General features: G+C 59.1%; 25 protein-coding genes and 1 tRNA gene. 8 read left to right on the top strand and 18 right to left on the bottom strand.

Annotated features, from left to right (window positions below):
- Positions 1-7: 7 nt before the first annotated feature.
- The 6 genes from FBZ99_RS02910 to FBZ99_RS02885 form a co-directional block, all read right to left on the bottom strand.
- Entirely contained in the window at positions 8-1,006 is a 999-nt protein-coding gene (locus tag FBZ99_RS02910; RefSeq protein WP_246661061.1) for an acyltransferase family protein, read from the bottom strand.
- A 266-nt stretch (positions 1,007-1,272) separates the two neighbouring features.
- On the bottom strand, positions 1,273-2,007 hold the full coding sequence (locus FBZ99_RS02905; protein ID WP_113352651.1) for a phosphotransferase enzyme family protein: 735 nt from the start codon (positions 2,005-2,007) through the stop codon (positions 1,273-1,275).
- Positions 2,008-2,385: 378 nt separating this feature from the next.
- Positions 2,386-6,186 carry a vitamin B12-dependent ribonucleotide reductase gene (locus tag FBZ99_RS02900; protein WP_145631310.1) on the bottom strand — a complete coding sequence of 1,267 codons (3,801 nt, stop codon included), beginning with the start codon at positions 6,184-6,186 and terminating at the stop codon, positions 2,386-2,388.
- A 772-nt stretch (positions 6,187-6,958) separates the two neighbouring features.
- Positions 6,959-7,456: a xanthine phosphoribosyltransferase gene (gpt, locus tag FBZ99_RS02895; protein WP_145631308.1), complete on the bottom strand. Its 498-nt coding sequence runs from the start codon at positions 7,454-7,456 to the stop codon at positions 6,959-6,961.
- 314 nt (positions 7,457-7,770) lie between these two features.
- Positions 7,771-8,616, bottom strand: a complete 846-nt coding sequence (locus tag FBZ99_RS33015) for a universal stress protein (protein ID WP_113352649.1) — start codon at positions 8,614-8,616, stop codon at positions 7,771-7,773.
- Between the two features lie 115 nt (positions 8,617-8,731).
- Positions 8,732-9,505 carry a competence/damage-inducible protein A gene (locus tag FBZ99_RS02885; protein ID WP_113352648.1) on the bottom strand — a complete coding sequence of 258 codons (774 nt, stop codon included), beginning with the start codon at positions 9,503-9,505 and terminating at the stop codon, positions 8,732-8,734.
- Positions 9,506-9,745: 240 nt separating this feature from the next.
- Here FBZ99_RS02885 and wrbA point away from each other — a divergent pair, with 240 nt between their 5' ends.
- Positions 9,746-10,345, top strand: a complete 600-nt coding sequence (wrbA, locus tag FBZ99_RS02880; RefSeq protein WP_113333517.1) for an NAD(P)H:quinone oxidoreductase type IV — start codon at positions 9,746-9,748, stop codon at positions 10,343-10,345.
- A gap of 80 nt (positions 10,346-10,425) precedes the next feature.
- Here the strand turns inward: wrbA and FBZ99_RS02875 are convergent.
- Both FBZ99_RS02875 and FBZ99_RS02870 read right to left on the bottom strand, forming a co-directional pair.
- A tRNA-Leu gene (locus FBZ99_RS02875) sits at positions 10,426-10,511 on the bottom strand.
- Positions 10,512-10,599: 88 nt separating this feature from the next.
- The gene (locus FBZ99_RS02870; protein WP_069611935.1) at positions 10,600-10,941 is read right to left on the bottom strand and encodes a hypothetical protein; all 342 of its coding nucleotides are present in this window, start codon (positions 10,939-10,941) and stop codon (positions 10,600-10,602) included.
- A 391-nt stretch (positions 10,942-11,332) separates the two neighbouring features.
- Here FBZ99_RS02870 and ilvA point away from each other — a divergent pair, with 391 nt between their 5' ends.
- Both ilvA and FBZ99_RS02860 read left to right on the top strand, forming a co-directional pair.
- A complete protein-coding gene (gene ilvA / locus FBZ99_RS02865) occupies positions 11,333-12,547 on the top strand; it encodes a threonine ammonia-lyase (RefSeq protein WP_233788715.1) in 1,215 nt (404 codons plus the stop codon).
- A 37-nt stretch (positions 12,548-12,584) separates the two neighbouring features.
- Positions 12,585-12,923 carry an HlyU family transcriptional regulator gene (locus tag FBZ99_RS02860; protein ID WP_015339645.1) on the top strand — a complete coding sequence of 113 codons (339 nt, stop codon included), beginning with the start codon at positions 12,585-12,587 and terminating at the stop codon, positions 12,921-12,923.
- Between the two features lie 105 nt (positions 12,924-13,028).
- Here FBZ99_RS02860 and FBZ99_RS02855 read toward each other — a convergent pair whose 3' ends face one another.
- Positions 13,029-13,805, bottom strand: a complete 777-nt coding sequence (locus FBZ99_RS02855; RefSeq protein WP_145631304.1) for an SDR family NAD(P)-dependent oxidoreductase — start codon at positions 13,803-13,805, stop codon at positions 13,029-13,031.
- A gap of 105 nt (positions 13,806-13,910) precedes the next feature.
- On the opposite strand from FBZ99_RS02855, the gene FBZ99_RS02850 reads away from it, so the two are divergent.
- Positions 13,911-14,492, top strand: a complete 582-nt coding sequence (locus FBZ99_RS02850) for a TetR/AcrR family transcriptional regulator (RefSeq protein WP_145631302.1) — start codon at positions 13,911-13,913, stop codon at positions 14,490-14,492.
- Between the two features lie 53 nt (positions 14,493-14,545).
- Here the strand turns inward: FBZ99_RS02850 and FBZ99_RS02845 are convergent, their stop codons facing one another.
- On the bottom strand, positions 14,546-15,160 hold the full coding sequence (locus FBZ99_RS02845; RefSeq protein WP_113333514.1) for an FMN-dependent NADH-azoreductase: 615 nt from the start codon (positions 15,158-15,160) through the stop codon (positions 14,546-14,548).
- Positions 15,161-15,296: 136 nt separating this feature from the next.
- Between FBZ99_RS02845 and FBZ99_RS02840 the strand changes: the two genes are divergently transcribed.
- On the top strand, positions 15,297-16,265 hold the full coding sequence (locus FBZ99_RS02840) for a LysR family transcriptional regulator (protein ID WP_113333513.1): 969 nt from the start codon (positions 15,297-15,299) through the stop codon (positions 16,263-16,265).
- A gap of 46 nt (positions 16,266-16,311) precedes the next feature.
- Here the strand turns inward: FBZ99_RS02840 and FBZ99_RS02835 are convergent, their stop codons facing one another.
- Both FBZ99_RS02835 and FBZ99_RS02830 read right to left on the bottom strand, forming a co-directional pair.
- Positions 16,312-18,300, bottom strand: coding sequence for a bifunctional 2',3'-cyclic-nucleotide 2'-phosphodiesterase/3'-nucleotidase (locus FBZ99_RS02835; RefSeq protein WP_145631299.1), 1,989 nt, complete (start codon positions 18,298-18,300; stop codon positions 16,312-16,314).
- 137 nt (positions 18,301-18,437) lie between these two features.
- Positions 18,438-18,797, bottom strand: a complete 360-nt coding sequence (locus FBZ99_RS02830) for a PilZ domain-containing protein (protein ID WP_145631297.1) — start codon at positions 18,795-18,797, stop codon at positions 18,438-18,440.
- A gap of 160 nt (positions 18,798-18,957) precedes the next feature.
- Here FBZ99_RS02830 and FBZ99_RS02825 point away from each other — a divergent pair, with 160 nt between their 5' ends.
- Positions 18,958-19,761 (top strand): endonuclease/exonuclease/phosphatase family protein, encoded by an 804-nt coding sequence (locus FBZ99_RS02825; protein ID WP_145631295.1) that lies wholly within the window; start codon positions 18,958-18,960, stop codon positions 19,759-19,761.
- A 6-nt stretch (positions 19,762-19,767) separates the two neighbouring features.
- On the opposite strand, the gene FBZ99_RS02820 is transcribed toward FBZ99_RS02825, so the two are convergent.
- Positions 19,768-20,229, bottom strand: a complete 462-nt coding sequence (locus FBZ99_RS02820) for an Lrp/AsnC family transcriptional regulator (RefSeq protein WP_075852386.1) — start codon at positions 20,227-20,229, stop codon at positions 19,768-19,770.
- Between the two features lie 152 nt (positions 20,230-20,381).
- Between FBZ99_RS02820 and ald the strand changes: the two genes are divergently transcribed.
- Positions 20,382-21,500 (top strand): alanine dehydrogenase, encoded by a 1,119-nt coding sequence (gene ald, locus FBZ99_RS02815; RefSeq protein ID WP_145631293.1) that lies wholly within the window; start codon positions 20,382-20,384, stop codon positions 21,498-21,500.
- Between the two features lie 17 nt (positions 21,501-21,517).
- On the opposite strand, the gene FBZ99_RS02810 is transcribed toward ald, so the two are convergent.
- The 5 genes from FBZ99_RS02810 to FBZ99_RS02790 all read right to left on the bottom strand — a co-directional run bounded on the left by FBZ99_RS02810 (position 21,518) and on the right by FBZ99_RS02790 (position 25,378).
- The gene (locus FBZ99_RS02810) at positions 21,518-22,027 is read right to left on the bottom strand and encodes a DUF1203 domain-containing protein (RefSeq protein WP_145631292.1); all 510 of its coding nucleotides are present in this window, start codon (positions 22,025-22,027) and stop codon (positions 21,518-21,520) included.
- Positions 22,028-22,108: 81 nt separating this feature from the next.
- Positions 22,109-22,723 (bottom strand): GNAT family N-acetyltransferase, encoded by a 615-nt coding sequence (locus tag FBZ99_RS02805; RefSeq protein ID WP_145631801.1) that lies wholly within the window; start codon positions 22,721-22,723, stop codon positions 22,109-22,111.
- Positions 22,678-23,535, bottom strand: coding sequence for a 3-mercaptopyruvate sulfurtransferase (gene sseA, locus FBZ99_RS02800; RefSeq protein ID WP_145631290.1), 858 nt, complete (start codon positions 23,533-23,535; stop codon positions 22,678-22,680). The genes FBZ99_RS02805 and sseA overlap by 46 nt, the downstream gene beginning before the upstream one ends.
- 60 nt (positions 23,536-23,595) lie before the next feature.
- The gene (locus FBZ99_RS02795) at positions 23,596-24,333 is read right to left on the bottom strand and encodes an alanyl-tRNA editing protein (RefSeq protein WP_113352640.1); all 738 of its coding nucleotides are present in this window, start codon (positions 24,331-24,333) and stop codon (positions 23,596-23,598) included.
- A 4-nt stretch (positions 24,334-24,337) separates the two neighbouring features.
- Complete coding sequence (locus FBZ99_RS02790) at positions 24,338-25,378, bottom strand: cysteine synthase A (protein ID WP_113333507.1); 1,041 nt, start codon at positions 25,376-25,378, stop codon at positions 24,338-24,340.
- A 295-nt stretch (positions 25,379-25,673) separates the two neighbouring features.
- Between FBZ99_RS02790 and FBZ99_RS02785 the strand changes: the two genes are divergently transcribed.
- The gene (locus FBZ99_RS02785; protein WP_113352639.1) at positions 25,674-26,504 is read left to right on the top strand and encodes an SDR family NAD(P)-dependent oxidoreductase; all 831 of its coding nucleotides are present in this window, start codon (positions 25,674-25,676) and stop codon (positions 26,502-26,504) included.

Here is a 26,504-nt window from a genome sequence, read left to right as displayed (position 1 = left end):
TCATGCGTCAGCTGCGATAGGCCGGCTGCGGGCGCGATAATCGGATTTTTCGCTGTATCGGGCGCTCGATGCCCAGGTAGCAAACGATGGCAAAGGCCAGCGAACCCAATGCGATAGGTATGGGCTGCATATCGTGCGGCACTCCGATGCGCAAAAGCAGTGCAGTGACCAGGATGCCGGTCAGGACGTGCCAAACATAGATGGAATAGGAGGCATCCCCCAGGAAATGCAGGAACGCCAGCTGTGGCACGCCTCGTTCCCGCTCGGCAAAAACAGCGCCTGACAGCAGCAACACTGCCGGTATGCCCCAGCGTACCGCCCGCTCCAAATGGATCAGCGGGTCGCTCGCCACAAGCAGCACAACGCCGACGATCATCAAGCCGACGGCGGCGGGAAAAGGCAGTCGAAAACCCTGTTTCCACAGGCGCCCGATGATGATGCCGGCGGCAAATTCCAGAATGACCGGCTGTGTGAAAACACTGAGGTAGCCGGGAGGCAGCAGGTAATGCGCAATCACAATGGTCACCAGGGCCACCATCAGGAACCATAGCCGCCTGAATTCCGGCACAAGCAGCGAAATTGAAAAAATGAGATAGAAGAACATCTCGTAGGACAGCGTCCATCCCTGCTCGACGACAGGGTGCAGGGCTTCGTCCTTCATGAAGGGCACGAAAAACAGCGAGCCAATCAAGTTCTCGATGCTCGAATTCGTGTCGAAGAAGAATTGCGGCTTCAGCACGGCAACGATGAAGGTTGCCGCCGTCGCGATCCAGTAAAGCGGCACGATCCTGATGAGCCGGCGCCACATGAATTCCTGCGGACCGAGCGATCTTCCGTCGGTCGTGACCCACATGATGAAGCCGCTGATGACGAAGAATATATCGACCCCAGCTGCTCCGCTCTTGAACTCCAGGCCATATGTTTCGCAGACATGGAAGCAAAGAACGGAAATCGCGGCGATGGCCCGCAGATATTGAATGCTCGCGATATCGCTGCCGATTTTCAAAGCGGTGCCTCACACGATTGAACTGCTATCTCCGATGCCCCGAGGGCCAGATTCAGCGATAAAATGCGTCGAAAGGCCGGGCACCGTGCATGACGGGTTTGAGGCTCGGCAGACCGAATATTGCTGCATGTTGCTGCAGCAACAATTTCAATGAAAATGGATCATTTCCCGCCGGTTTCGTGGCCGAAATCGGGCAATTGGATGTAGGGACGAGTGCTCATAAAGCCGAACGCTTGTGCAGGAGCTTCGCAATCCGCCGAAACCGCTTAGACCGCTCGAACTTCGGCAAGCCGCTTGACCGAGTATTCGTCCTGCCAACAGACAGCAGCTTCCCATGCGGCTGATGCCTGTGCGGCGATATCATATGCACCATCGTCAAGGTCGGCAGCGTTGTCGGGCAACACGAGGTCGAGGTCTGGAACGTCGACATGTGACTCATCCCAGTCGATCAAAGCGACGCGATCTGCAGTCATGCGGATATTGCCAGGGTTGTTGGGATTTCCATGGACGACGCATGTCTGACGCCCGACGAGCCGCGCCCAAGCTGCTCGGCATCGGGTGACGCCCTCGGATGGCATTGCGGCAAGGTTGACCCTCGTTCCGGTTTCGACATGCAGAAGGTCGGTTGACGATCTCCAACCGGGACGCTGCGGCCAGCCTCGCGTCAATCGGTGCAGCTTGCGGAGCGTCTCGGCAACGCGACGCCAATCGGCCCCCGTTTCGGGCGGCCCGCCCTCCATGTATTTCATTACCATCAGACCATCCACGAAGAGTCGGCCATCCGTCGTCGGGATCGGCGTCGGAACGGTCATGCCTTCGCGGTCGAGGTATTGGAGTAGCTCCGTTTCCCAGGCGAGATCAGCGTCGGTTCTGAAGCCGAGACGTCCGACCGCAATCTGCCCGTCGACGCGAATACTCCATACGTCGTTGGCAACTCCGCCAGTCAGTGGTTCGATGCGAACTGCGTCCTCACCCCATTGCCCGAGTGCTTCCCATCCCATTGGCGATACCCTTGGCGCGTTATTGGTGCTGATTTGGCCTCGGCCGCAGGCGCGGACATCACCAATTAACGCGAGTTTGGCAAACTCGGCAAGTTGTGTTGTTACGTCTACTCCAGGGACATCCAGGCGTTTGTAGTGCCCCTCAAAGCCGCGATTCCTCGCTATCGGATCGAATATTTCCTGACAGGGTGCGGTTGCGCGCAGTCAGCGTCTCGCTCCATCAGGAAGCACTGTAGCGACGCTCGCGATGATAGCTCCGAAACGAATTCACCGGGCCATTGCGGACCCGGTGAGCTTTTGGATGATGCCACTGACTTTGCGATAAACGTAACGCCGATACGCCAACGTTCACGTCATCCTAGACGATCTGTTGAACACTCAGCTGCAGCCGCTCGTCGCGCCGCAGGTGTCGCACTTCTCGCAGGTGCCGTTGCGGACCATCGTGAAGTTCTGGCATTCCGTGCACATGTTGCCGGTGTAGCCCTGCATGATGGAGCGGGCGCGGCGTTCGGATTCCAGCTTCTTGGCTTCCGTCTTGGCATTGGCAGCTTCGCTTGCTGCATTATCGGTGAAGAGGCCCGTCGCGGATTCGGAGATGACTTCCTCTGCGATCTCTTCGGCCAGTTCCTTCGCACGCTCCTCATAATCGCGCTTGAAGGCGACGACTTCGGAGGTCGAGACCGAGCTTGCCGGTTCCAGCTTGCGGACCGTGTTGCCGGCAAAAGCCGTCACTGTGCCCAGCGAGGCGGCGCGGGCCGGGGCGGCTGATGCGGCGCCCTTGGCTTCGGCTGCCGGACGCTCGCCGCCGGTCGGAACCAGCGTCGGCTTGTAGCCGCGGGTCAGGCCCTTGGAGACGACATCGGCCTTGCCTTCGGAAACACCGCGGCCAAGCGCCGTGTTGTTGAAGTCAGACGTGTCGACATGGGCAAGATCGTGGCGGCCGAGATAGGAGATCGCCAGTTCGCGGAACACGTAGTCGAGGATCGACGTCGCATTCTTGATGGCGTCATTGCCAGTGACGATGCCCGCCGGCTCGAACTTGGTGAAGGTGAAGGCGTCGACATATTCCTCGAGCGGCACGCCATACTGCAGGCCGAGCGAGACGGAGATCGCGAAGTTGTTGATGAAGGCGCGCAGAGCCGAGCCTTCCTTGTTCATATCAAGGAAGATTTCGCCGAGACGGCCGTCGTCATATTCGCCGGTACGCAGGAAGATGGTGTGACCGCCGATCTTGGCCTTCTGAGTATAGCCCTTGCGGCGGCTCGGCAGCTTTTCCTGCGTGCGCACGACCTTTTCGATCACGCGCTCGACGATCTTTTCCGTGATGGTCACGGCCTGCGCGGCTGCCGGAGCCTGCAGGAATTCCTCCAGCGCATCCTCGTCGCTGTCATCCTCGATCAGCGAAGCGTTCAGCGGCTGGCTGAGCTTGGAGCCGTCGCGATAGAGCGCGTTGGCCTTCAAGCCGAGCTTCCAGGACAGCATGTAGGCATTCTTGCAATCCTCGACGGTCGCCTCGTTCGGCATGTTGATCGTCTTGGAGATAGCGCCCGAGATGAACGGCTGGGCTGCCGCCATCATGCGGATATGGCTCTCGACCGAGAGATAACGCTTGCCGATTTTGCCACAGGGGTTGGCGCAATCGAAGACCGCCAGATGCTCGTTCTTGAGGAACGGAGCGCCTTCCAGCGTCATCGCACCGCAGACGTGGATGTTGGCGGCTTCGATATCCTTCTTGGAGAAACCAAGGTGCTCAAGCAGGTTGAAGCTCATATCGGCCATCTGCTCGTCGGACACCTTCAGCGTGCCCTTCAGGAAGTCGGCGCCGAGCGTCCACTGGTTGAAGACGAACTTGATGTCGAAGGCGCTCTTCAGCGCGGCATTGACGGCATCGACCTTTTCAGCGGTGAAGCCCTTGGCCTTCAGCGTCGATGGGTTGATGGCCGGAGCCTGGTTCAGGTTGCCGTGACCGACGGCATAGGCCTCGATTTCGGCGATCTGGCTTTCGGAATAGCCGAGCGTGCGCAGGGCTTCCGGAACGGTGCGGTTGATGATCTTAAAGTAGCCGCCGCCGGCGAGCTTCTTGAACTTCACCAGGGCGAAGTCCGGCTCGATGCCGGTCGTGTCGCAATCCATGACGAGGCCGATCGTGCCGGTCGGCGCGATCACGGTTGCCTGTGCGTTGCGGTAGCCGTGCTTTTCGCCGAGTTCCAGCGCCTTGTCCCAGGCCGCCTTGGCATGGGCGACGAGATCCTGGTCCGGATTGTCGGAATGGATCAGCGCCACCGGATTGACCGACAGGCTCTCATAGCCCGAAGTCTCGCCGTAAGCGGCGCGGCGATGGTTACGGATGACGCGCAGCATGTTTTCGCGGTTCGGCTTGAACATCGGGAAGGTCCCGAGTTCGGACGCCATTTCGGCCGAGGTCGCATAGGCGATGCCGGTCATGATCGCCGTCAGCGAGCCGGCGATGGCGCGGGCTTCGTCCGAGTCGTAGGGAATGCCCGACGACATCAGCAGGCCGCCGATATTGGCGTAGCCGAGGCCGAGCGTGCGGTATTCGTAGGAAAGTTCTGCGATGCGGCGCGAGGGGAACTGCGCCATCATGACAGAGATTTCGAGAACGACGGTCCAGAGGCGGACGGCATGTTCGTAGTCGGCGATGTTGATGCGCTTCGTCGCTGCGTCCTTGAAGGTCATCAGGTTCAGCGAAGCGAGATTGCAGGCCGTGTCGTCGAGGAACATGTATTCCGAGCACGGGTTGGATGCGCGGATCGGGCCGGCAGCCGGGCTGGTGTGCCAGTCGTTCATCGTCGTGTTGAAGTGCAGACCCGGATCGGCCGATGCCCAGGCGGCGTAGGAGATGGACTCCCAGAGGTCGCGAGCCTTCAGCGTCTTGACGACCTTGCCATCCTTGCGGGCGGTCAGGTTCCAGTCGCCATCATTCTCGACGGCACGCAGGAAGTCGTCCTTGATGGAGACGGAGTTGTTGGAGTTCTGGCCGGATACGGTCAGATAGGCTTCCGAGTCCCAGTCCGTGTCGTAGGTCTTGAATTCCAGATCCTTGTAGCCCTGGCGAGCGAACTGGATGACGCGCTGGACGTAGTTCTCCGGAACCTGATCCTTCTTGGCAGCACGGATCTCGCGCTTCAGGGCAGGGTTCTTGGCCGGGTCGAAGCAATCGTCGTTGTCGCCTTCGCAATTGACCGTCGCCTTCATGATCGCCTTCAGGTGCTTGGCGACGATCTTCGAGCCGGTCACAAGGGCGGCAACCTTCTGCTCCTCCTTGACCTTCCAGTTGATGTAGTCCTCGATATCCGGATGGTCGATGTCGACGACCACCATCTTGGCGGCGCGGCGGGTCGTGCCGCCCGACTTGATGGCGCCGGCAGCACGGTCGCCGATCTTGAGGAAGCTCATGAGGCCGGAAGATCGGCCGCCGCCGGAAAGCTTTTCACCTTCGGCGCGCAACATCGAGAAGTTCGAGCCGGTGCCGGAGCCATACTTGAAGAGGCGGGCTTCGCGAACCCACAGATCCATGATGCCGCCTTCGTTGACGAGATCGTCTTCGACGGACTGAATGAAGCAGGCATGTGGCTGCGGATGCTCATAAGCCGACTTGGACTTGGTGAGCTTGCCGGTGAAGGGGTCGACATAATAGTGGCCCTGGCCGGGGCCGTCGATGCCGTAGGCCCAGTGCATGCCGGTGTTGAACCATTGCGGGGAGTTCGGCGCGACGCGCTGGGTGGCGAGCATATAGGCAAGCTCGTCACGGAAAGCGGAGGCGTCTTCTTCGGACGAGAAATAGCCGCCTTTCCAGCCCCAGTAGGTCCACGTGCCGGCGAGGCGGTCGAATACCTGGCGCGCATCGGTTTCGGAACCGCTCTGCTGATCCTTCGGCACGTCCTTCATGGCCGCATCGTCGGGCACGGAACGCCACAGGAAGGAAGGAACGTCGTTTTCCTCGACCTTCTTCAGCTTGGCAGGCACGCCCGCCTTGCGGAAATATTTCTGCGCCAGAATGTCGGCCGCGACCTGCGAAAACTGCGCGGGTACGTCGATGTTTTCGAGGCGGAACACGATCGAACCGTCAGGATTCTTGATCTCGCTCGTCGCCTTGCGGAATTCGATGTCCGCATAGGGTGACTGGCCGGCCTTCGTAAAACGACGTTCGATGCGCATGGTCCCAATCCTTCATTCGTTGGTATGCGCCTGCATGAAAACAGGGCGCAAAAATTCTCATTCCGGCATTGCGAATTCAACGCGCAGCCAGCTTTCGATCCGCTCTTTGACAGGAGGTGTCACCCGGAGATGTCTTTCCTGTATCTTGTGGTGATGGTGGCTGCAAACACTAAATATAGTATTAACAGCTTATTGCCGCCAGTCCCCGCATGTATTTTTTCGGCAGCTCGAGATCGACACAAAAACCCTCACGGCGGGCCACCTGCACAGGTGAATCGCGTTGAATCCAAATCCGATTTCGAATTGAGAACCAGTCCTCGTAACCCCGCCTGGTCCAGTCGCCGCCGCAACGTCGTCCATTAACTTTGAAAGACCCGATTCCGTCAAGGGGTGGTTTGTAATGGATTGCTAACCACAATATCTTGTGGGCTCGCCTGTGGAAACTGGGGAAATGCCAGTAGGCTAAGAGATTCAAGAGCTTGAGGAGGGATGCTCGCCCTTCGCGCGACCGTTGGTGCAGCAAGTATCATCACCGGCGGTGTCGAAAGCGACAAAATTGTGACCGTGACCTCGATGCCATTGGCAGCGCCGCAAATTCATGCCGTGACGCATCATGATTCGCGCGGAAAGCCTTGAATCTCACGCTTTCTCGCCTTTGTGATGCCCACTAAATCTAGTGGGCGCCGTAGCGCCCACCTCTATTACCACTATTCGAATCGCATTTCGCGACGGCGCGTGAATCGTGACTGATTCGCGTGCCGGCAGCGGGAGATCAGCCGCGATGGCCCTTGGCGATTGGCTCCTGATAGGTGAAGCCCATGTCCCAGGGGAAGTAGATCCAGGTGTCCTGGCTAACCTCGGTGATGAAGGTGTCGATCGTGGGAACGCCGGTCGGCTTGGCGTAGACGCAGGCGAAATGCGCCTTGGGCAGCATGGCGCGGACTTCGAGAGCCGTCTTGCCGGTATCGGTGAGATCGTCGATGACAAGGACGCCTTCGCCGCCATTGACCGATAGTTCCGGTGCGATGCCCTTGAGCAGGTTCATTTCGCCCTGGCTGGAATAATCGTGATAGGAAGCGACACACACCGTCTCGATCAGCCGGATATTGAGCTCGCGAGAGATGATGGCAGCCGGCACGAGGCCGCCGCGGGTAATGCAGACGATTGCGTTGAATTCACGGTTCAGGCCGGCAAGCCGCCAGGCAAGCGCGCGCGCATCGCGATGGAACTGATCCCAGGATACGGGAAAGGCTTTATCGGGCAGGGACATGGCAGAAAGCTCCGGGGCATGGAATAACGACGCACCGGCAGCGCCGGTGACCCTGAGCAGACCCCGCGGCGGGCGCGGACCAAGAACCAAATCCGGAACGCGATTCGCTTGCTATCTGCCTGAACGGGATCTTATCCGGGAAAGCCTGGGCTTTTCGGGATCATGCCCCTTCGACCGCGCGAACGGTTCCCTGGCGGGAATTCTGTCATCGGTCGCTGCTTTCTGCTGGATTTACGGGCAAAAGGCAATAGCCGCGAAGCAGCCAACCGATGCACATTTGCACCGGTTGATATAGGATTTGAGCTTTCAGCCGCTCAGCGAGCCAGCAACGTCATTGCTGTCATCGATTGCAGCAGGGTGCGCGTCGTACCGCCGAAGATCATCTGCCACAGCCAGGAATGCGTATAGGCGCCCATAACAAGCAGGTCGATGCTGTCGTCCGCCAGGCGGTTTTCGATGACCTGCGACGGCGTCGACTTGCCGCTGCAGGCTGCCGTTTCGAACTTGGCGCGCACGCCGTGGCGCGTCAGCGCCGCGGCTATCCGGACGCCGGTCTCCTTGGACGGATGAGGGTCCTTTTCCGACGTGCTGACGGAAAGGATCTCGACCGAATCCGCAGCCTTGAGGAAAGGCAGGGCGTCGAAGGTGGCGCGGGCCACTTCCTTGGAGCCGTTCCAGGCGATCAGCACGCGGCGGACGGGCTTAGGCTCCTTGAGAATATAGGGGATCAACAGGACCGGCCGGCCGCTGTCGAACAGGAAGGTTTCGACATCGACCTGGGTATCGGCATATTTCGACGGGTCCGGCTGCACGGCCACCAGCAGATCGGCACTGCGGGCACTTTCGATCAGCGGTTCGGTGCCGTAGCCGACCGTGCTGGCAAAGCTGTGCCATTCATAGTCGATACCAGCGGCTTCCATTCTTGAGCGGAACACCCGTTCGATTTCGACCGCCTGATTATGGGCGACATCCTGAAGTGCCTGAACCGCAACGGGGTCCGGAATCTCCATCGGCGCCACCAGCGGCACGGTCGAGACGATTTCCGCATGAAGCCCGACGACATGGGCGCCGTGCTCCTTTGCGAGCGCCGCCGAAAACGCGGCAGCGATGCGCGTATTGTCGGGATTGTCGAGAACGGTCACTATCGTTTTGTAGGACATGAAGAGATCTCCCATGCGGAAGGGTTGGATCGGATCATGATATCAGCATTCCGCTACAAGATAATGCTCCGAATGGTCTCAGAGTTCCCTGGAACGTACACACCTTCGTTAAAGGTCAGGCCTCAGCCGACTGATTTTCCTTGGCTTTCGACTGTCGGATGGCTTCGATCATTGCGCGTACTTCCGCTGCGACACTTTCGACCAATTCCGCCGAGCGGCCCCTGACGACGATCTCGGTCGAGAAGAATTGGCCGACATAGCGCGGGTAGGAGCCGATGCTGGTTTCAGGATGCGCCTTCTGGATGAGGCCGAGCGGCGTGCCGATCTCGCCTTCGCCATAGGGGCAGGAAATCGCTGTTGATAGCACCTTTGCGCCGGTCCTTAGCGTCGGTATGACATTGTCGAGCATCGCCTGGAAAACCTGCGGCACTCCGGCCATGACGTAGACGTTGCCGATGTTGAAGCCGGGCGCAGTCGAGACCGGATTGGCGATATGCTTCGATCCCACAGGCATCCGGGCCATGCGCTGGCGAGCCTCGGTGAATTCCATCTCGCGCCGTGCGTACATTTCGCCCATGATCCGCATGGCTTCGGCATCGTGCTCGCAGGGCACGCCAAAGGCCTTGGCGACGGCATCGGCGGTGATATCGTCATGGGTCGGGCCGATGCCACCGGACGTGAAGACGTAATCATACTGGCCGCGCAAGGCATTCAGCGCCGAGACGATGGCATCTTCATCGTCGGCCACGATGCGGACTTCCTTCAGGTCGATGCCGGCCAGCAGCAGCACATCGGCAAGATGGCCGATATTCTTGTCCTTGGTCCGGCCGGAGAGCAGTTCGTCGCCGATGGCCAGCATGGCGGCTGTGACAATGATTTCGTTCGACATGAAGATATCCAGGACAATGCGCAGTCGGCGCGTTCAAAAGTGTTCGAGATAGGTAGCGCTGTTTGCAGCGATTGCAAACGCTCGTTTTCACTCGACCGCAGGTCCCGGCAAATATTGCAAATGAAATTGCGTCTACGCAGGATGAACAGTGCGTTCTGAGCGTGGGGGCTGCGCCCTTGTCGCATCGCTGATACAAGATTCCCCGACATTCAACGCGTCCAACAAACGGGAGACGTTCTTATGGCTAAGGTTCTGGTTCTCTATTATTCTTCCTACGGTCACATCGAGAAGATGGCCTATGCCGTCGCAGAAGGTGCAAAGTCCACCGGCGCCGACGTCACCGTTAAGCGCGTACCGGAACTCGTTCCGGAAGAAGTCGCCAAGGCATCCTACTTCAAGCTCGATCAGGAAGCCCCGATCGCAACCCCGGACGAACTGGCAGACTATGACGCTATCATCGTCGGCGCCGGTACGCGCTTCGGCACGGTCGCCTCGCAGATGCGCAATTTCTGGGATCAGACCGGCGGCCTGTGGTTCGGCGGCAAGCTCGTCGGCAAGGTCGGCTCGGTCTTCACCTCATCCGCAACCCAGCACGGCGGCCAGGAATCCACCATCCTCGGCTTCATTCCGACGCTTCTCCACCACGGCATGGCCGTTGTCGGCCTCCCTTATGCTTTCCAGGGCCAGATGGGCACGGAAGAAGTCAAGGGTGGCTCGCCCTACGGCGCTTCGACGATCACCAATGGCGATGGCTCCCGCCAGCCTTCCGAAATCGAGCTGGAAGCGGCAAAATATCAAGGCGCGCACGTCGCCAAGATCGCTGCCAAGCTCACGGCTTGATTTGAATCTGCATATCGATTGAGAGAGGCGCGGCGAAGGCTGCGCCTCTTTTCATTGGGATTTTGATGAAATTTGATTTTTGGTGCGGACGACGGGGGTCGAACCCGTACAGCCAAAGGCCGAGGGATTTTAAGTCCCTTGCGTCTACCAGTTTCGCCACGTCCGCGTGCCTTTCCCCATCAAGCACTTGAGCGATTCAGTCAAGGATTGTTTTGCAGGAGGGAGCCGATCGGCGTCAGCCTGACATGCTCGGCTCAGCGACCCTTGAGAACGCTGACAAGCGCCGGTGTCACCTTCTTCTGTTGGAACATGGCCTTAAAATCGGCATAGCTGATCTTTCCCGATACCACACCGTTCATCAGTCGCTGACAAAAGAGCCGCTTTGCGTCGCTTCTTTGAGATTTGACGTAGAAAGCGATTTCATCCAGCGTTTCCGGTGGCAGGCGCTGCGACATGCACTTGTCGATGACCTGCGCTCGTGCCGTCGGGCTTTCCTTCATAATGGGGATGTTCTTCTCGAAGCTTTTTTCCTGCGAGGCGCAGGAAGCAAGCACCGCAAGAGTGAAAGCGATTATAGCTGGGCGCATAAGGCGCATGACGATGTTCTCCCCTTGAACAAAACTGGGATAAACATCTTTTGCGCGATTCTCAATCTTATGTGCAAGTATAAGTTAATGCCAGCATGGATAAGCGAAGCCCGCCGTAGCCGACGATCGGATTTAAGGCGGGCCTCTAACCATCATCATGATGGCTGTGTCATATTGGACGCAGGGGGAGCTTGGCTGTCAATTCACAGATTTAGGGGTTTCGACAGTCAGGGGCATAAATGGTTAATGACTTGTTCGGTGCGGCCAATCTTGCCATTGCAGGACCGAAAGCGCGATAAAGAGGCTTTCTTTGCTCATCTTTCCTGTGTCATAGCGGGGGTGATTGAAGAAGGACGGACAAGCCGTGGACAACCAGACTGTTCTCGAAGCCACAGAGGCCATGCGTGGCCTCTTTCCCGCAACGCCGCTGCAGCTGAACGAGCATCTTTCCGCGCGCTATGGCGCCGACATCTGGCTGAAGCGTGAGGATCTCACACCGGTTCGCTCTTATAAGATCCGCGGCGCCTTCAATTTCTTTCGCAAGGTGATTGCCGAGGGTGGTACGGGAAAGACCTTCGTCTGCGCATCCGCCGGCAATCACGCCCAGGGCTTCGCCTTCGTCTGCCGCCATTTCGGTGTGCCCGGCGTGGTCTACATGCCCGTGACGACACCGCAGCAGAAGATCGACAAGACCCGTATCTTCGGCGGTGAGTTCATCACCATCAAGCTCTTCGGCGATTTCTTCGATCAATGCTATCAGGCCGCGCGCGATCACGTCGAGAGCATCGACGGCGTCATGGTGCCTCCCTTCGATCATGCCGATATCATCGAGGGACAGGCGACGGTCGCTGCCGAGATCGCCGAGCAGCTGCCTGATGGCGTTATCCCCGATCACGTCCTTCTTCCCGTCGGCGGTGGTGGCCTAGCTGCCGGGATTACCGGCTATTTTGCCGATAAGCTCCCGCGTGATGCATTCACCTTCGCCGAGCCGGCCGGAGCGCCGAGCCTGCGCCGCAGCATCGAGGCGGGGCAAGTGGTCACGCTCGCCAAGGTCGACAATTTCGTCGATGGCGCTGCCGTCGGTCGTATCGGCGAGCTGAATTTCGCGGCCCTGAAGGACTTTGCGGCCGAGCAGGTGAAGCTCATCGAGGAGAACGCCATCTGCGTCACCATCACCGATATGCTGAATGTGGAAGGCGTGGTGCTGGAGCCAGCCGGCGCCCTGGCGATCACGGCGCTGGAAAAGCTCGATCGCGACAGCATCCGCGGCAAGACCATCGTTGCCGTCGTCTCCGGCGGCAACTTCGATTTCGAGCGCCTGCCTGATGTCAAGGAGCGTGCCATGCGCTATGCGGGCTTGAAGAAATACTTCATCCTGCGTCTGGCGCAGCGTCCCGGCGCGCTTCGCGATTTCCTCAACATGCTCGGCCCGGAAGACGACATCGCCCGCTTCGAATATCTGAAGAAGAGCGCCCGCAATTTCGGCTCCATCCTGATCGGCATCGAGACGAAAAATCCGGATAATTTCAAGCAGCTTATCGCCAATTTTGAAAGTTCCGGCATGGGCTACGAGGACATCACCGAAAACGAGATCCTGGCAAACCTGATCATTTGACTTTGCGACCTTGCAACCTTCATGCTAAAGGCGATCCATGGCTTCGTTCTTTTCAAATATCCTTTCGATTTTCACCGGTGGCGCATCGCAGGCTGGCACTGAAAAATCCGGCGGCTCGACTGTTAGCGTCGAACCTCAGGTACATGCCGGCTGCACGATCTATGCGACGCCGCAGCGCGAGGGCAATCAGTTCCGCCTCATGGGCCGGATTGAGAAGGATGTAAATGGTGAGATCCTGGTGCGCAATTTCATCCGCGCCGATGTCTTCACCTCGTCTGATGATGCCGTGGAATCGACCTTCCGCAAGGGCCAGCAGATCATCGACCAGAATGGCGCCGGCCTCTTCGGCGACGGCGAAAAGGTTCGCCAGGTCTGAAGCAGCCAAACTCCTTTAACATGCATCAGACGCAAGGCCGCCTCTGCATCTGCTTTGGCGGCCCATAACACTCATTGAAAATTGATGGCTGATAATTCGCAGGCTTCAAGCCGTGCGGAAGAGCTTCGCGCCGGACGGGGCGTTGATCGCGCCGCCGTCGACCGTGATCTCGATGGCCGTCACGTTGGCGGAATCGTCGGAGGCGAAATAGAGTGCAGCTTTCGCGATTTCGTCGGCTTCACTCATGCGGCCGAGCGGGCTGAGGCTGCCAAATCGGGCCTGCAGCGCATCCAGCGCCTCCGGCGTGCTGGCGCGCGGTTCCCAGATCGGCGTCTTGGTGGCGCCGGGCGTCACCTGATTGACGCGGATGCCGCGGGGCGCAAGCTCGGAAGCAAGATTGCGTGTCATGGCGCGAACGGCGCCCTTGGTGCCGGCATAGGCCGAAGCGCCGGGAATGCCGAGAACGGCATGGACGGAGCCGTTCAGGATGACGGAGCCGCCGTCGTTCAGATATGGCAAGGCGGCCTGCACGGTAAAGAAGACGCCGGTAAAATTGACGCGAACGATGGTTTCAAACTGCTCAAGCGTGGTTTTGCCGAGCGGCGTATCCCCGGCAATGCCGGCATTGGCAAAGACCACATCAAATTTCCCAAGTTTCTCCGCAGCCTCGGCAAAAGCCTTTTCCATGGCCGGGATATCGGTGGTGTCGGCCTGCAACGCCAGCACATCGCCGCCGAGTTGCTCGGCCGCCGCAGCCAGTGTCTTGGCGTTGCGGCCCGTTATGGCGACCTTGGCGCCTTCGGCGAGGAAGAGGCGGGCGGTGGCAAGGCCAATACCGCTATTTCCACCGGTGATGACGGCAACCTTGTTCTTGAGACGCATGTTCGTAGCTCCTGTTGGCTTTTGTCACGATCTGGATTATGATCGTTCTCTATAAGGATTATGATCGTAATCCATTTTGTCAAGCCGGGCACGAAAGGATTTTCGATGGGCCGCTCACAATTGGAAAAGCAGAAGACGCACGAACGCATCGTGACGCTCGCTGCCAAGCGTTTGCGTGAGAAGGGATTGGAAGGGATCGGCGTTGCCGACCTCATGAAGGAGGCGGGGCTTACAGTCGGCGGCTTCTATAAGCATTTCGCCTCTCGCGACGAATTGGTCGCGGAAGCCGTGGAATCGGCGATCGGGTCGTGGCGGCGACAGCAGGAGGAAAAGGGGATCGATCCCGCAAGCATCTCGCTCAACGAGTATGTCGATACCTATCTCAGCGAACGTCACCGCGATCATTGCGGCGAGGGCTGTGCCTATGCGGCGCTGACGGCGGATATGGCGCGCAGCAGCGATATGGTCCGGGCCGTTGCGACGGAAGGCCTGCGACGGAATTTCGATGCGATGACGGCGCGCATGCCGAAACCGGAGACAGCCGAAGCAAGACGCAAAGCGATCATCGCCTCCTGCATGATGACCGGCGCGCTCGGCCTTGCGCGCGTGGCGGATGACGAGGCTCTTTCGACCGAAATTCTGGAGACCGTAAAGCGGTTCGTAAAGGCGCTGCCGCAGGCGGAATAGCAAAGCGGCCGGTTGAAGCCGGCCGCCTGTCATCATCAAAAAAATGCAGTCGCTTAAGCGGCGAGAGCCAGCTCCGACGCGCGGGCCTGGGCGGCACCGACGGCCTTTTCGGCAGCTTCCGGACCAAAAGCAACGCCTTCGATGTAAACGGTCTCGACATCGGTGATGCCAATGAAGCCGAGAACCGACTTCAGGTAGGGAACGGCATGGTTCAGCGGGGCAGCCGGGCCTTCGGAGTAGACGCCGCCGGAAGCGAGCACGATATAGGCCTTCTTACCGGTCGCCAGACCCTTCGGGCCGGTTTCCGTGTAGGTGAAGGTGCGGCCGGCGCGAGCGATGTTGTCGATCCAGGTCTTCAGCGAGGAATAGATATTGAAGTTGATGAGGCCGGTGCCGATAACAAGCGTGTCGGCTGCCAGCAGCTCGTCGACGAGTGCGTCGGAAACCTTGACCAGTTCCTGCTGCTCGGGCGTGCGGGCGTCGGCCGGCGTGCGGATGGCGGCGGTGAAGGGGCCATCGATATGCGGCAGGTTGTCGGCAGCGAGGTCGCGCTTGACGAGCGTCTTGCCCGGATTGTTGGCCTTGATCTTCTCGGCCAGTTCGGTGGCGATCTTCGTGGAGAGCGAGTCCGGACGCGGGCTGGAGGTCAGAAGCAGAATGGAGGACATATCCGTTTTCCTTTTCAATGAGTTGCTAAATCGGCTGGGAGAGTCCGATCACGTTCGCCTCCATAAATAAGTCGTCAGTGCTATCGAGAAAAACTGTGATAATATGGATCGGAATTATCGATAGAATGGATGGCAGATGCTCCCCAATCCCACCCTCGACCAATTGCAGGTCTTTCTGACCGTCGCCGAGTCAGGCAGCTTCTCGGCCGCTTCACGAATGCTGAACCGCGCACAGTCGGTCATCAGCTACACGATTGCCAATCTGGAGGCTCAGCTCGAAATGCCGCTGTTCGAGCGCTCCGGCTCGCGCCAGCCGAAGCTCACGGATGCGGGCAGAGTAATGCTGGAGGATGCGCGCCGCATTCTTTCCGATCTGCAGGTGATGCGCGCACGCGTGAAGGGCCTGAAGAGCGGCCTTGAGGCGGAGGTGGCTGTTGCCATCAGCGTCATGGTGCCGGTGCATGCCACGGTCGATGTGCTGCGGGAATTTCGCGATCGCTTCCCTTATGTTTCCCTGCGCCTCGACACCGGCGAACTTGGTTCGATGCTGGAGCTGGTTGCCAGCGGCAAGTCTACGATCGGTATCGGCGGCTCGGTGTTGAAGCAGGATGATGCCCTGGTTATCGAGCGCATCGGACATTCCTTCATGATGCCGGTTGCCGCTCCGACGCATCCGCTCGCTTTGCTGGGACGGCCGCTGACGCTTGCCGACGTGCGCGAAGAAGTGCAACTGGTTGTCACCGACGCGTCAAATCTCACCAATGGCAAGGATTTCAACGTCCTGTCCTACAAGATCTGGCATCTCAGCGATATCGCCACGAAGCATCAGCTGATCCGCGGTGGTTTGGGATGGGGCGGCCTGCCGGCCTCGTTCATCATGGAGGACCTGCAGAAGGGACGGCTGGTGCCTTTGGCTCTCGATGCCTACGACCAGAGTGAATATCCGCTCTATGCCATCCGTAAGGTGGACAATCCCCCTGGCCCTGCGGCTGCCTGGATGATCGAAGCTTTCCGTGATCGTCTGTCGCGATGCCCGAATCAGGAGGACTTCAAGTCTGCTGTCGAGATGTTCCATCCGGGAGACAAGCGTCTGGCGGCGGAGTGAAAAAGTCCTCTCCCCAAATGAGAGGAGAGGACGATAGCATTCGTGCTTACAGCACTAGCCGGTAGTTGCGGAAGCCGTCGGCACCTTCGCCGGCGTCTTCGATCTTGACGCTCTTGACCTGATCGAGAAAATCCTTTGCCTTCGGCGAGCTCTGGAACCGCACGGTCGTGTCCGCCAGCGGCTTGAAGGTCCAGTTGCCGTCGGCGGTCGGGTTGATCGTGCCCTGCTCGTGGACATAGCGCACGATGACGTCACGGTTGGTGTCCGGCGCCTGGTAGACGACCTTGTCCGCCGCGATTTCCGGGAAGTTGCCCCCGCCGCCGGCGCGGTAGTTGTTGGTGACGACCAAGAACTTCTGTGCGGGGTCGATCGGCTTTCCATCGAACTGCAGGTTCTGGATGCGGTTTGCATCGGCATTCAGAACCTTGCCGTCATCGCCGAAGCGGCGCGGCTGCGAGACATCGATCTGGTAGGTCACGCCGTCGATGACGTCGAAGTTGTAGGACGGGAAGCTGCTGTTGATCAGGTCCGCATCCTTGGCACCCGGCTGAACCTGGTTGAACATCGCGGCCGACATTTCCAGCCAATTCTTGACCTGCGCGCCATTGATGACAACGGCCTGGACGGTGTTCGGATAAAGGTAGAGATCGGCGACGTTCTTGATGGCGATATTGCCCGCGGGAACGTCCGTATAATAGTCGGCGCCGTTGCGCCCGCCGCATTTGAAGGGCGCTGCAGCCGACAGAACCGGAAGGTCCTTGTACTGCGTCTCCTTCAGTATGTTCTTGATGTACCAGATCTGCGCCTGGCTGACGATCTGCACAGAGGGATCGTCGGCGACCAGCGCGAAGTAGGAATAGAGCGGCGCAGAGGTCTTGCCGACGGGCGTGCGGACATAGGTCAGCGTCGCCTCATGCTCGGCCTTGGCGGCTTCGACGACTTCCTTCTTGTCGGTGACGTCAGCGATGACCTTCTTCTTGTCGTCGCGATGGTAGATCGGGCGTGCTTCGGAGGTGAAGTCGACGATCCTCCAGCTCTTGCCATCCTTTTCGAGCAGCAGGTCGATGAGGCCGAGATGCGAGCCCCAGAAGCCGGCCATGACGGCAGGCTTGCCGTGCAGCGTTCCCTTGACCGGATCGGCGTCCTTGATGCCATCCCAGGTCTTTGGGCCGGGGAAGACAAGATGCTGGTGGCCAGTGAAGACGGCATCGATGCCGTCGACCGCAGCGACGTAAAGCGAAGCGTTTTCCATCTTCTCGCTCGGGCCGCTGCCGTCGATGCCGGAATGGGAGAGGGCGATGATGATATCGGCGCCTTCGGCCTTCATGACCGGAACCCAGGCCTTGGCGGCTTCGACGATATCGCGCGTCTGCGCCCTGCCTTCGAGATTCTTGATGTCCCAAAGCATGATCTGCGGCGGCACGAAGCCGATGAAGCCGATCTTGATCGGGCTTTCATTGCCGGCGCCGTCTTTGATCTTCTTTTCAAGGATCAGATAGGGCTTGAAGAACAGGTCGTCCTTGGTGGGATCGGAGGCGAGCTTGCCCTTGGTCAGGTTGGCGCAGACGAACGGGAAATTCGCGCCGGCCAGCACCTTGAACATGAAATCGAGGCCATAGTTGAATTCGTGGTTGCCGAGCGTGCCCACAGAGTAGCCGAGCGTGTTCATCGCCTTGATGACCGGATGGACGTCGCCATCCTTCATGCCGTGCTGATAGGCCATGTAATCGCCCATCGGATTGCCTTGCAGCACGTCACCATTGTCTATCAGGAGCGAGTTTGTGGCCTCGGCGCGGATATTGTCGATGATCGTTGCGGTACGCGTCAGGCCCATCGTGTCGTTCGGCTTGTCGGCATAGTAGTCATAGGGGAAGACGTTGACGTGAATGTCGGTCGTTTCCATGAGGCGCAGATGCGCCTGATTGCTCGCAGCGCGGGCTGCGAAAGGATGCAGCACGATCAGCGCCGCCGTGGCGCTGAGGCCTTGCAGCAGGGAACGGCGCGACATGCTGGGCAAATCCAGAATGGAAGACATAAGGCACTCCTTCAACGATGGGGCTATGGTCCGTCGATCATCTCTCGGGCGAGCGAGATTAGGACGATTTTTGAAGGTGTGCACCAGGAATGTGACAGGCTTATTGTGGATCGTAGCCGGCTTGCGCCGACATTCGATCAGCGCTTGAGAACCGGCTTTATGTCCTTGTGGAAAAAGCGGAAATAGGAGGCGACCTTAGCCGAGGCATTGGACGAGCGATCGAACTCGATGCCGATGCGGCCGTTGTGAGCCCAGCGCACGAAACCATCCAGTAGGCCGATATCGTCGCACTCGACGCGAACCTTGCTGCCCGCCGCTGCATAGAGCGGCGCCTGCAGATCGAGCGCGATGCCGCTTGTCGAAATATCGACGACGCGGCCGGCGACAAGCTTGGTGAAGTAGCGAACCTGCCCCATGAGCCGCGCGTGATGGCGCGGCGAGCCGCGTGTCTTTATTTTCAGATTGCCCTGAACGGGAGATTTCGAAGAGAACTGCATGATGTTATCCCGGCTCATCCGTCTTTTTCTCGATTTGGATATCAGATGTGCCTTGCGGGATGTTTAGCATAATCGCTAAAATTGTAGCCGGGCGTCCCGAATCGGTACCGTATCGAGATGGCCGCTGCGATCGGCCATGTGACTATGAGAGGTGCGGGATATGCGTATCGTTTCTTTGAATGCATGGGGCGGGCGGCTGCATGAGCCATTGATACCCTATCTCGTCGATGTCGAGGCGGATGTTCTGTGCCTGCAGGAAGTGGTCCGCACACACAACGCACAATCCGAATGGCTGGTTTATCGCGATCACGGAATCGAGCTTCCGCAGCGTGCCAATCTTTTCGAGGAGCTGAAAGCTGCTTTGCCGGCTTATGATGCCTTCTTCCTCCCCGTCGCGCGAGGCGATCTCTTCGACGGTGACACGCGATTGGACTCTGAATTCGGAATGGCAACCTTCGTGCGCAGAACCTATCCGATCATCGGCCAGGGAGCCGGTTTCGTTCACGGCGAATTTTCTGCTGATGGCTATGGACCGCATCCGCGCTCCCGCAATGCCCATTGCATCCGCCTTTTCCACTATGAGCGCGGCTATCCCGTCACCATTGCTCATATGCATGGCCTTCGGGATCTGGAAGGCAAGGGCGATACGCCGGCCCGGCGCCATCAGGCGCAAGCGCTGGTTGAGATCATTCGCCAGGTTCGGCAAGAGGGCGATCGGCTGGTGGTTTGCGGTGACTTCAACGTGCTGCCGGATAGCGAGACCTTCGAGATCCTCGGCAGCCTGGGGCTTGTCGATCTCGTCACTTCACGGGGACATGACGACACGCGCACCTCGCATTATAAGAAGCAGCCGCGTTTTGCCGACTACATGCTCGTGACATCGAATGTCGAGGTCATCCGTTTCGATCCTGTCGCGGAGCCAGAGGTGTCCGATCATCGCGCATTGCTGCTGGATATGTGCTGACGAAGATCACAAGCCGACATTCGGCCGGTCGATGATCTCGCGCAGTGCAAAGCTGGAATTGATCTTCACGACATGGGGCAGGGCGGAGAGCCAGTCGCGATGGATGCGCTCATAGTCTTCGAGGTCCCGCGCGGCGACCCGGAGTATGTAGTCGTATTCCCCCGACATGAGGTAGCAGGAGAGCACGTTGGGGCAGCGCTTCACCGCCGTTTCGAATTCCGAAAGCGTCTTAGCGAACTGACCGGATAGCGAGATGTGCACGAAGGCGATCATCTTGTAATCAAGCGCCTTGTGCGAGAGATGCGCGTGATAGCCGTCGATGACGCCGCTCTTTTCCAGGATGTCGAGCCGGCGTGAACAGGCGGAGGGGGAAAGACCGACCTTCTCGGCCAGTTCCGCATTGGTGATCCTGGCATTCTGCTGCAGCATCCGCAGAATCGAATGATCGATGGCATCGAGGTCGGACATTCGAAGATCTTTCGAAGAAATTCCTATTTGCGCAATAAATCACGAAAAATGACTGCAGCGCAAATCGTCTTTGCAAGGACATTGCGGGGCGGAGGTGGTCTGATTTCCCTTGGACAAAATGAAAGACGCAAAAGCATTCGAGGAGGAATGAAATGCGCGTTGGCTGCCCCAAGGAAATCAAGAACCACGAGTACCGCGTCGGGCTGACGCCGGCGTCCGTTCGCGAATATGTCGCCCATGGCCACGAAGTCTGGGTCGAGACAAAGGCCGGTGCCGGCATCGGTGCCGATGACCACGCCTATGCGGCTGCCGGCGCCAAGATCGCCGCAAGCGCCAAGGATATTTTCGAGAAGTGCGACATGATCGTGAAGGTCAAGGAGCCGCAGCCCTCGGAATGGGCACAGCTCCGCGAAGGCCAGCTTCTTTACACCTATCTGCATCTGGCCCCTGATCCGGAACAGACCAAGGGCTTGCTCGCCTCGGGCGTGACCGCTGTTGCTTACGAGACCGTGACCGACGAGCGCGGCGGCCTGCCGCTGCTGGCGCCGATGTCCGAAGTCGCCGGCCGCCTGTCGATCCAGGCGGGTGCAACCGCTCTGCAGAAGGCCAATGGCGGTCTCGGTATCCTGCTCGGCGGCGTGCCCGGCGTGCTGCCGGCGAAGGTGGCGATCATCGGCGGCGGCGTCGTCGGCCTGCATGCGGCCAAGATGGCGGCCGGCCTCGGTGCCGACGTCAGCATCCTCGATCGCTCGCTGCCGCGCCTGCGCCAGTTGGACGATATCTTCAACGGCCGCGTTCACACGCGCTATTCCAGCATCCAGGCTCTGGAGGAAGAGGTCTTTTCCGCCGATCTCGTCATCGGTGCCGTGCTGATCCCCGGCGCCGCCGCGCCGAAGCTGGTGACGCGCGAAATGCTGTCGGGCATGAAGAAGGGTTCTGTTATCGTCGATGTTGCCATCGACCAGGGCGGCTGTTTCGAAACCTCGCATGCAACGACCCATTCCGATCCGACCTTTGTGGTGGAAGGTGTCGTGCACTACTGCGTCGCCAACATGCCGGGCGCGGTTCCCGTCACCTCGGCGCATGCGCTCAACAACGCCACGATCTATCACGGTCTCGCCTTGGCCGATCGTGGCCTGCGCGCCATCGCGGAAGACAAGCACCTCCGCAATGGCCTCAATGTCCACAAGGGCCGCATCACCAACCGGCCAGTCGCCGAGGCGCTCGGCTATGAAGCCGTTGCACCCGAAAGCATTCTGAACGTCGCGTAAAGCCCATCGCGCGCACGTCAGATGGAGGCGCCGGCATCCGCGTATGCCGGCGCTCCTATTTTATCGATCCGGCATTGGTAGCAATTGTTGCGGGCCGAGCGGACATGGACATAGGCTATGTCGGGACGCTCAAGCAGCGAAGCTGCATAGGTTGGGATATCGCCGGTCGGCGTCACAGCACCGCTCCCATAGACGATGCGGTCGTTCTTGCCATAACCACGCACGATGAAATCCTTGCTGGTCGTCAGCACCGGCGGCAGGATTTCTTCTGCTTCGTAGCGCTGACATGGCGTCTTGTGCAGGAAGATAGGTCCCGTCTCCGCATAGGGCTGCAATTCCGGGAAGGGGCGATAGGCGAAGACGAACAGCTCCTCGCCGGCATCGATATTGCGCAGGCAGTGGCGGCAGGGATGGCCGGGGCCATCGGAAATCACGGTCTCTGGCCGGTGACCATAGGCATCGACGCCGCCGTTCCACAGAACTTCGGCATCGGAGGTGGGCATGGCTGCAAAAGCGATGGAAGGCATGGCAAAGCTCCTTTCGAGACTTGCCATGTGATGCGCCCGAACAAGAACCGAAGCCACCCGATTCCTGCCGAAAGCGAACCCTTAGCTCTTCTTGGCGAGCTCAAGCAGTTCCTTGTCACTCAACGGCCGGACGATGCCTTCGCCCGTCGAAATCGGCGAAAAGCCGAACATCTGATAGAGCTGTAATGCCCTGGGATGATCGAGATTGTTTGTCGTCGTGATGATCCGTTGCGGGTTCAGCGTCCATATGGCGTAGAGCGATTGCAGCAGGAACCATTTGCCGATACCGAGGCCGAGTGCGTGTTCGATGAGGCCGAAATGGCTGAGCTCGATCGTTTCCTCGTCCTGGCGGAAATATTCGAAGAATCCACCCGGCGCGCCATTGACGTAAAGCACGCTGATATCGTTGCGCGGGTCGTGAAGAATAGCGGCCAATTGCTCGTCGGAGAGGCGCAGACGCTCTACCCAGTGCCAGCGCGCACCCACCTGTCGGTAGAGATAGCGATAGAAGGGCAGCGGAATGCCGGGCGCCCGCATGATCGCAGTCTGGATATTGACCGGCACCGGCAAACTTGTCTTGGGCGGCGCGGTCATTTCCAGGCGCGTGATATGAACCTTGATGGAGGAGGGCGTCTTCACGGCTATGATGCTCAATCTTGACCGGTGACGATGGGCGTATCCGCCCGGCTGCCCCATTCCGACCATGAGCCGTCATAGAGCTTATTGTTACCGTGGCCGAGGGATTCGAGGGCCAGCGTGATGATGGCGGCGGTAATGCCGGACCCGCAGGTCGTCACCACAGGCTTGTCGAGATCGATGCCGGCCTTCAAGATGGTTTCCCTCAATTCCGGTAGCGACTTGAACTTGCCATTCGTAGCAAAGACGTCGGATGGCAGACTTCTCGCGCCCGGCATATGGCCCGAGCGCATGCCTTCGCGCGGCTCTGGCTCGGTCGCTGCGAAACGGCCGCCACTGCGGGCATCTGCGATTTGCACGGAATGGCTGTCGACGATTTCTCGCATCTCTTCAAACGAGACGACGCGGCTGCCGTTGAACTTAGGCTTGAACGTTGCCGGCGCCAAGCTGGGCGTCGTCGTCTCCAGCGGCCGCCCTTCGGCCTTCCAGCCGTCCAGGCCGCCGTCGAGTACAAAGACATTCGGCGCACCCATGACGATGTGGAACAGCCACCAGACGCGCGGCGAAGCAAACAGGCCCGGACCGTCATAGATCACGATCCGATCGCTCTCGCTGATGCCGAGCTTGCCGACTTCGGACGCGAAGAATTCGGGCGAGGGGACCATATGCGGCAAGTTGGTCGAATGATCCGCGATCTTGTCCTGATCGAAGCGGATGGCGCCGGGAATATGGCCACTGGCATATTCGGCATCGGCATCGCGCTTCTGTGCCGGCAGATAGAAGGATGCGTCGAGGATGCGCAGGTCCTTGGCACCCAGCTCGCCCTGCAGCCAGTCGGCGGATACGACGAAACGGCTCTTGTCCGCTGCCATGATGATCACTCCCTGCTATGGTTTATTGGTCTTGATATCGAGATATAGGCGCTTGCCCGGTCAATTCTCGTCGGTCGGCGCGCCGAAGCGAATGCGGAAGCGGCGGTTTTCCTTGCCCTTCTTCTCGATCTTGGCGATGTGGATCGCGCCGACCTCCTGCGTTTCCGACACATGTGTGCCGCCGCAAGGCTGGCTGTCGATGGCCGAATCCTCGCCGATACAGACAAGGCTGACACGACCGAGGCCCATTGGCGGGCGCACATTCTTGGATTTGACGATACCGGGATTGGCAATCAGTTCTTCATCCGTGATCCACCGGACGAAGACGGGATGGTTCTCGTTGACGAGCGCCATCAATTTCGCCGTTACTTCATCCTTGTCGATCGTCTCGCTCATGTCGAAATCGACGCGGCTTTCATCTTCGCCGACTGCCGCGCCCGTGATCGGATAGGGGCAGACCACCGAAAGAAGATGGCAGGCCGTATGCATGCGCATCAGCTTGTAGCGCCGCGCCCAGTCGATGTGCAGCACCAGCTTCTCGCCCACGATGGGCAATGGCTGGCCCTCGAGTGGAACATGGATGATGATGTCCTTGATCGGCCCATGCTTCGTTTGACCGAGCATGATCCTAGAGCCGTCGCCGCGCTCCAGGAAACCTGTATCACCCGGCTGGCCGCCTGAGGTTGCGTAAAAGCAGGTCTGATCGAGCTCGATGCCCCCATCTTCGTGGATCGCGGTGACGACGGCTTCCGCAGTCGAGAGATAGAAATCGTCACGATAAAGGGCATGGACGGTCATATGATCACGCTGTTGTTTCGTATGGGACGGCGATTTCAGCCCGTTTTTCCAAATAGCTTGGCAGCGGCAAACCCTTCGACTTCAGGAAGTCGGGATTGAAGAGCTTGGACTGATAGCGATTGCCGTAATCGCACAGGATGGTCACGATCGTATGCCCGGGACCGAGATCCTTGGCGAGACGAACCGCGCCGGCAATATTGATGGCCGTAGAGCCACCGAGGCACAGGCCCTCGTGTTCAACCAGATCGAAGACGTAAGGAAGTGCCTCGGCATCGGTGACCTGATAGGCGAAATCGGGCGTGAAACCTTCCAGGTTCGCCGTAATGCGGCCCTGGCCGATGCCTTCGGTGATCGAGGAGCCGGAGGATTTCAGCTCGCCATTCTTGTAGAATTCATAGAGCGCGGCACCTTCCGGGTCGGCAATGCCGATCTTGATGTCCTTGTTGAAGGCATGCAGCCCCATGGCGACGCCCGCCAGCGTGCCGCCGGAGCCAACCGAGCAGATAAAGCCGTCGATCTTGCCGTTGGTGTCGGCCCAGATCTCCTTGGCGGTCGTCTCGATGTGGGCCTGACGGTTGGCGACATTGTCGAACTGGTTGGCCCAGATCGCGCCGTTCGGCTCGGTCTTTGCGAGCTGTTCGGCCAGCCGGCCCGAAACCTTCACATAGTTGTTCGGGTTCTTGTAGGGAACGGCGGGAACCTCAACCAATTCGGCGCCGAGCAGCTTCAGCGCATCCTTCTTTTCCTGGCTCTGTGTCTCAGGAATAACGATGACGGTACGGTAGCCGAGTGCCTTGGCAACCAGCGTCAGGCCGATACCGGTATTGCCGGCCGTACCCTCGACGATGACGCCGCCCGGCCTCAGTAGCCCCTTTTTCTCGGCATCGCGAATAATGTAGAGCGCGGCGCGATCCTTCACCGATTGACCGGGATTCAGGAATTCGGCCTTGCCGAGAATGGTCGAGCCCGTCGCCTCTGAGGCGCCCTTGAGCTTGATCAACGGCGTATTGCCAATTGCTTCTAGGACGGAGGGATGGACGGTCATCGGAATCTGCCTTCTGTTCGCAACTACTGTAAGAACGGTCTTTTCCCTTCACAAGGCGGCATAGGCAAGAAATTCTGTTCCTTGCTACTCCTTTGCCTCGCAAAATTCGACTTGGCGGGTCTCTTGGCCTCTCTCTTTCATCCAAGCCCGCAGTCTCCAATTGGTGACATTGTTTTCCCGATGAAGCCGTCAGTCTGGCCGAAAGCGGCCACAATGATACGCTATTTCTAAAATGCCACGACGGTCGCTGTTGAAAGCGTTTGATGTAGGCGGCCGCCAGCCAAGGAGAAGAGCCATGAGCCCGTTCATCGCACGTCCTGAACATGGAGTGGTCTGGATCACCGGCGCCAGTTCCGGTATCGGCCGCGCGCTTGCGCTGAAACTGGCTGAAGAGGGATATAAGGTTGCCGTTACGGCTCGCAGCCACGATAAGCTTCTGGCGCTGCAGGCAGAGGCCAGCGCGCTTGCCGGCAGCATCGTCGTGCTCGATGGCGATGTATCCGACACGGAGGATATGGAGCACACTGTCGCCGCGATCGAATACCAGCATGGCCCTGTTGCTCTGGCAGTTTTGAATGCCGGGATTTATCTGCCAGCCCGGGGAGAAGACCTCAATCACGAAGTCTTCGAGCGCAGCTTTGCCGTCAATCTTCACGGTGTCGTCAATTGTCTCGTTCCGGCGGTGCGGCATATGCGGGCTCGGGGATATGGCCAGGTTGCCCTTGTATCTTCCGTTGCCGGATATGGCGGACTTCCCGGCGGTGCGGCCTATGGGGCCAGCAAGGCCGCACTGATCAACATGGCCGAAAGCCTGAACTTCGAGCTCGACCGCATGGGCATCCACATCCAGCTCATAACTCCAGGCTATGTCGACACGCCATTGACGGCACAGAACAAGGTCGTGATGCCTGATATCGTGTCGGCACAGCAGGCGGCTGATGCGATCGCCGCCGGATTGAAATCCCCATCCTTCGACATCAGTTTCCCGAAGAGCCTGGTCTATCGGGCAAAACTGTTGAAGTTGCTGCCCTACGGCCTCTATTTCAAGGCGCTCAGGTATTTTCTCGGGAGCGGCAGCAAGCGCAGATCGGTAGGGCCGCGCATAACCGCGCATCCGGCCGAATAG

Origin of the sequence: Rhizobium sp. ERR 1071 (genome assembly GCF_007828675.1) — a bacterium.
GTDB classification, from domain to species: Bacteria; Pseudomonadota; Alphaproteobacteria; order Rhizobiales; family Rhizobiaceae; genus Rhizobium; species Rhizobium dioscoreae.
The sequence above is the reverse complement of the archived record's forward strand: the minus strand, read 5'-3'. Positions and strand labels throughout refer to the sequence as shown.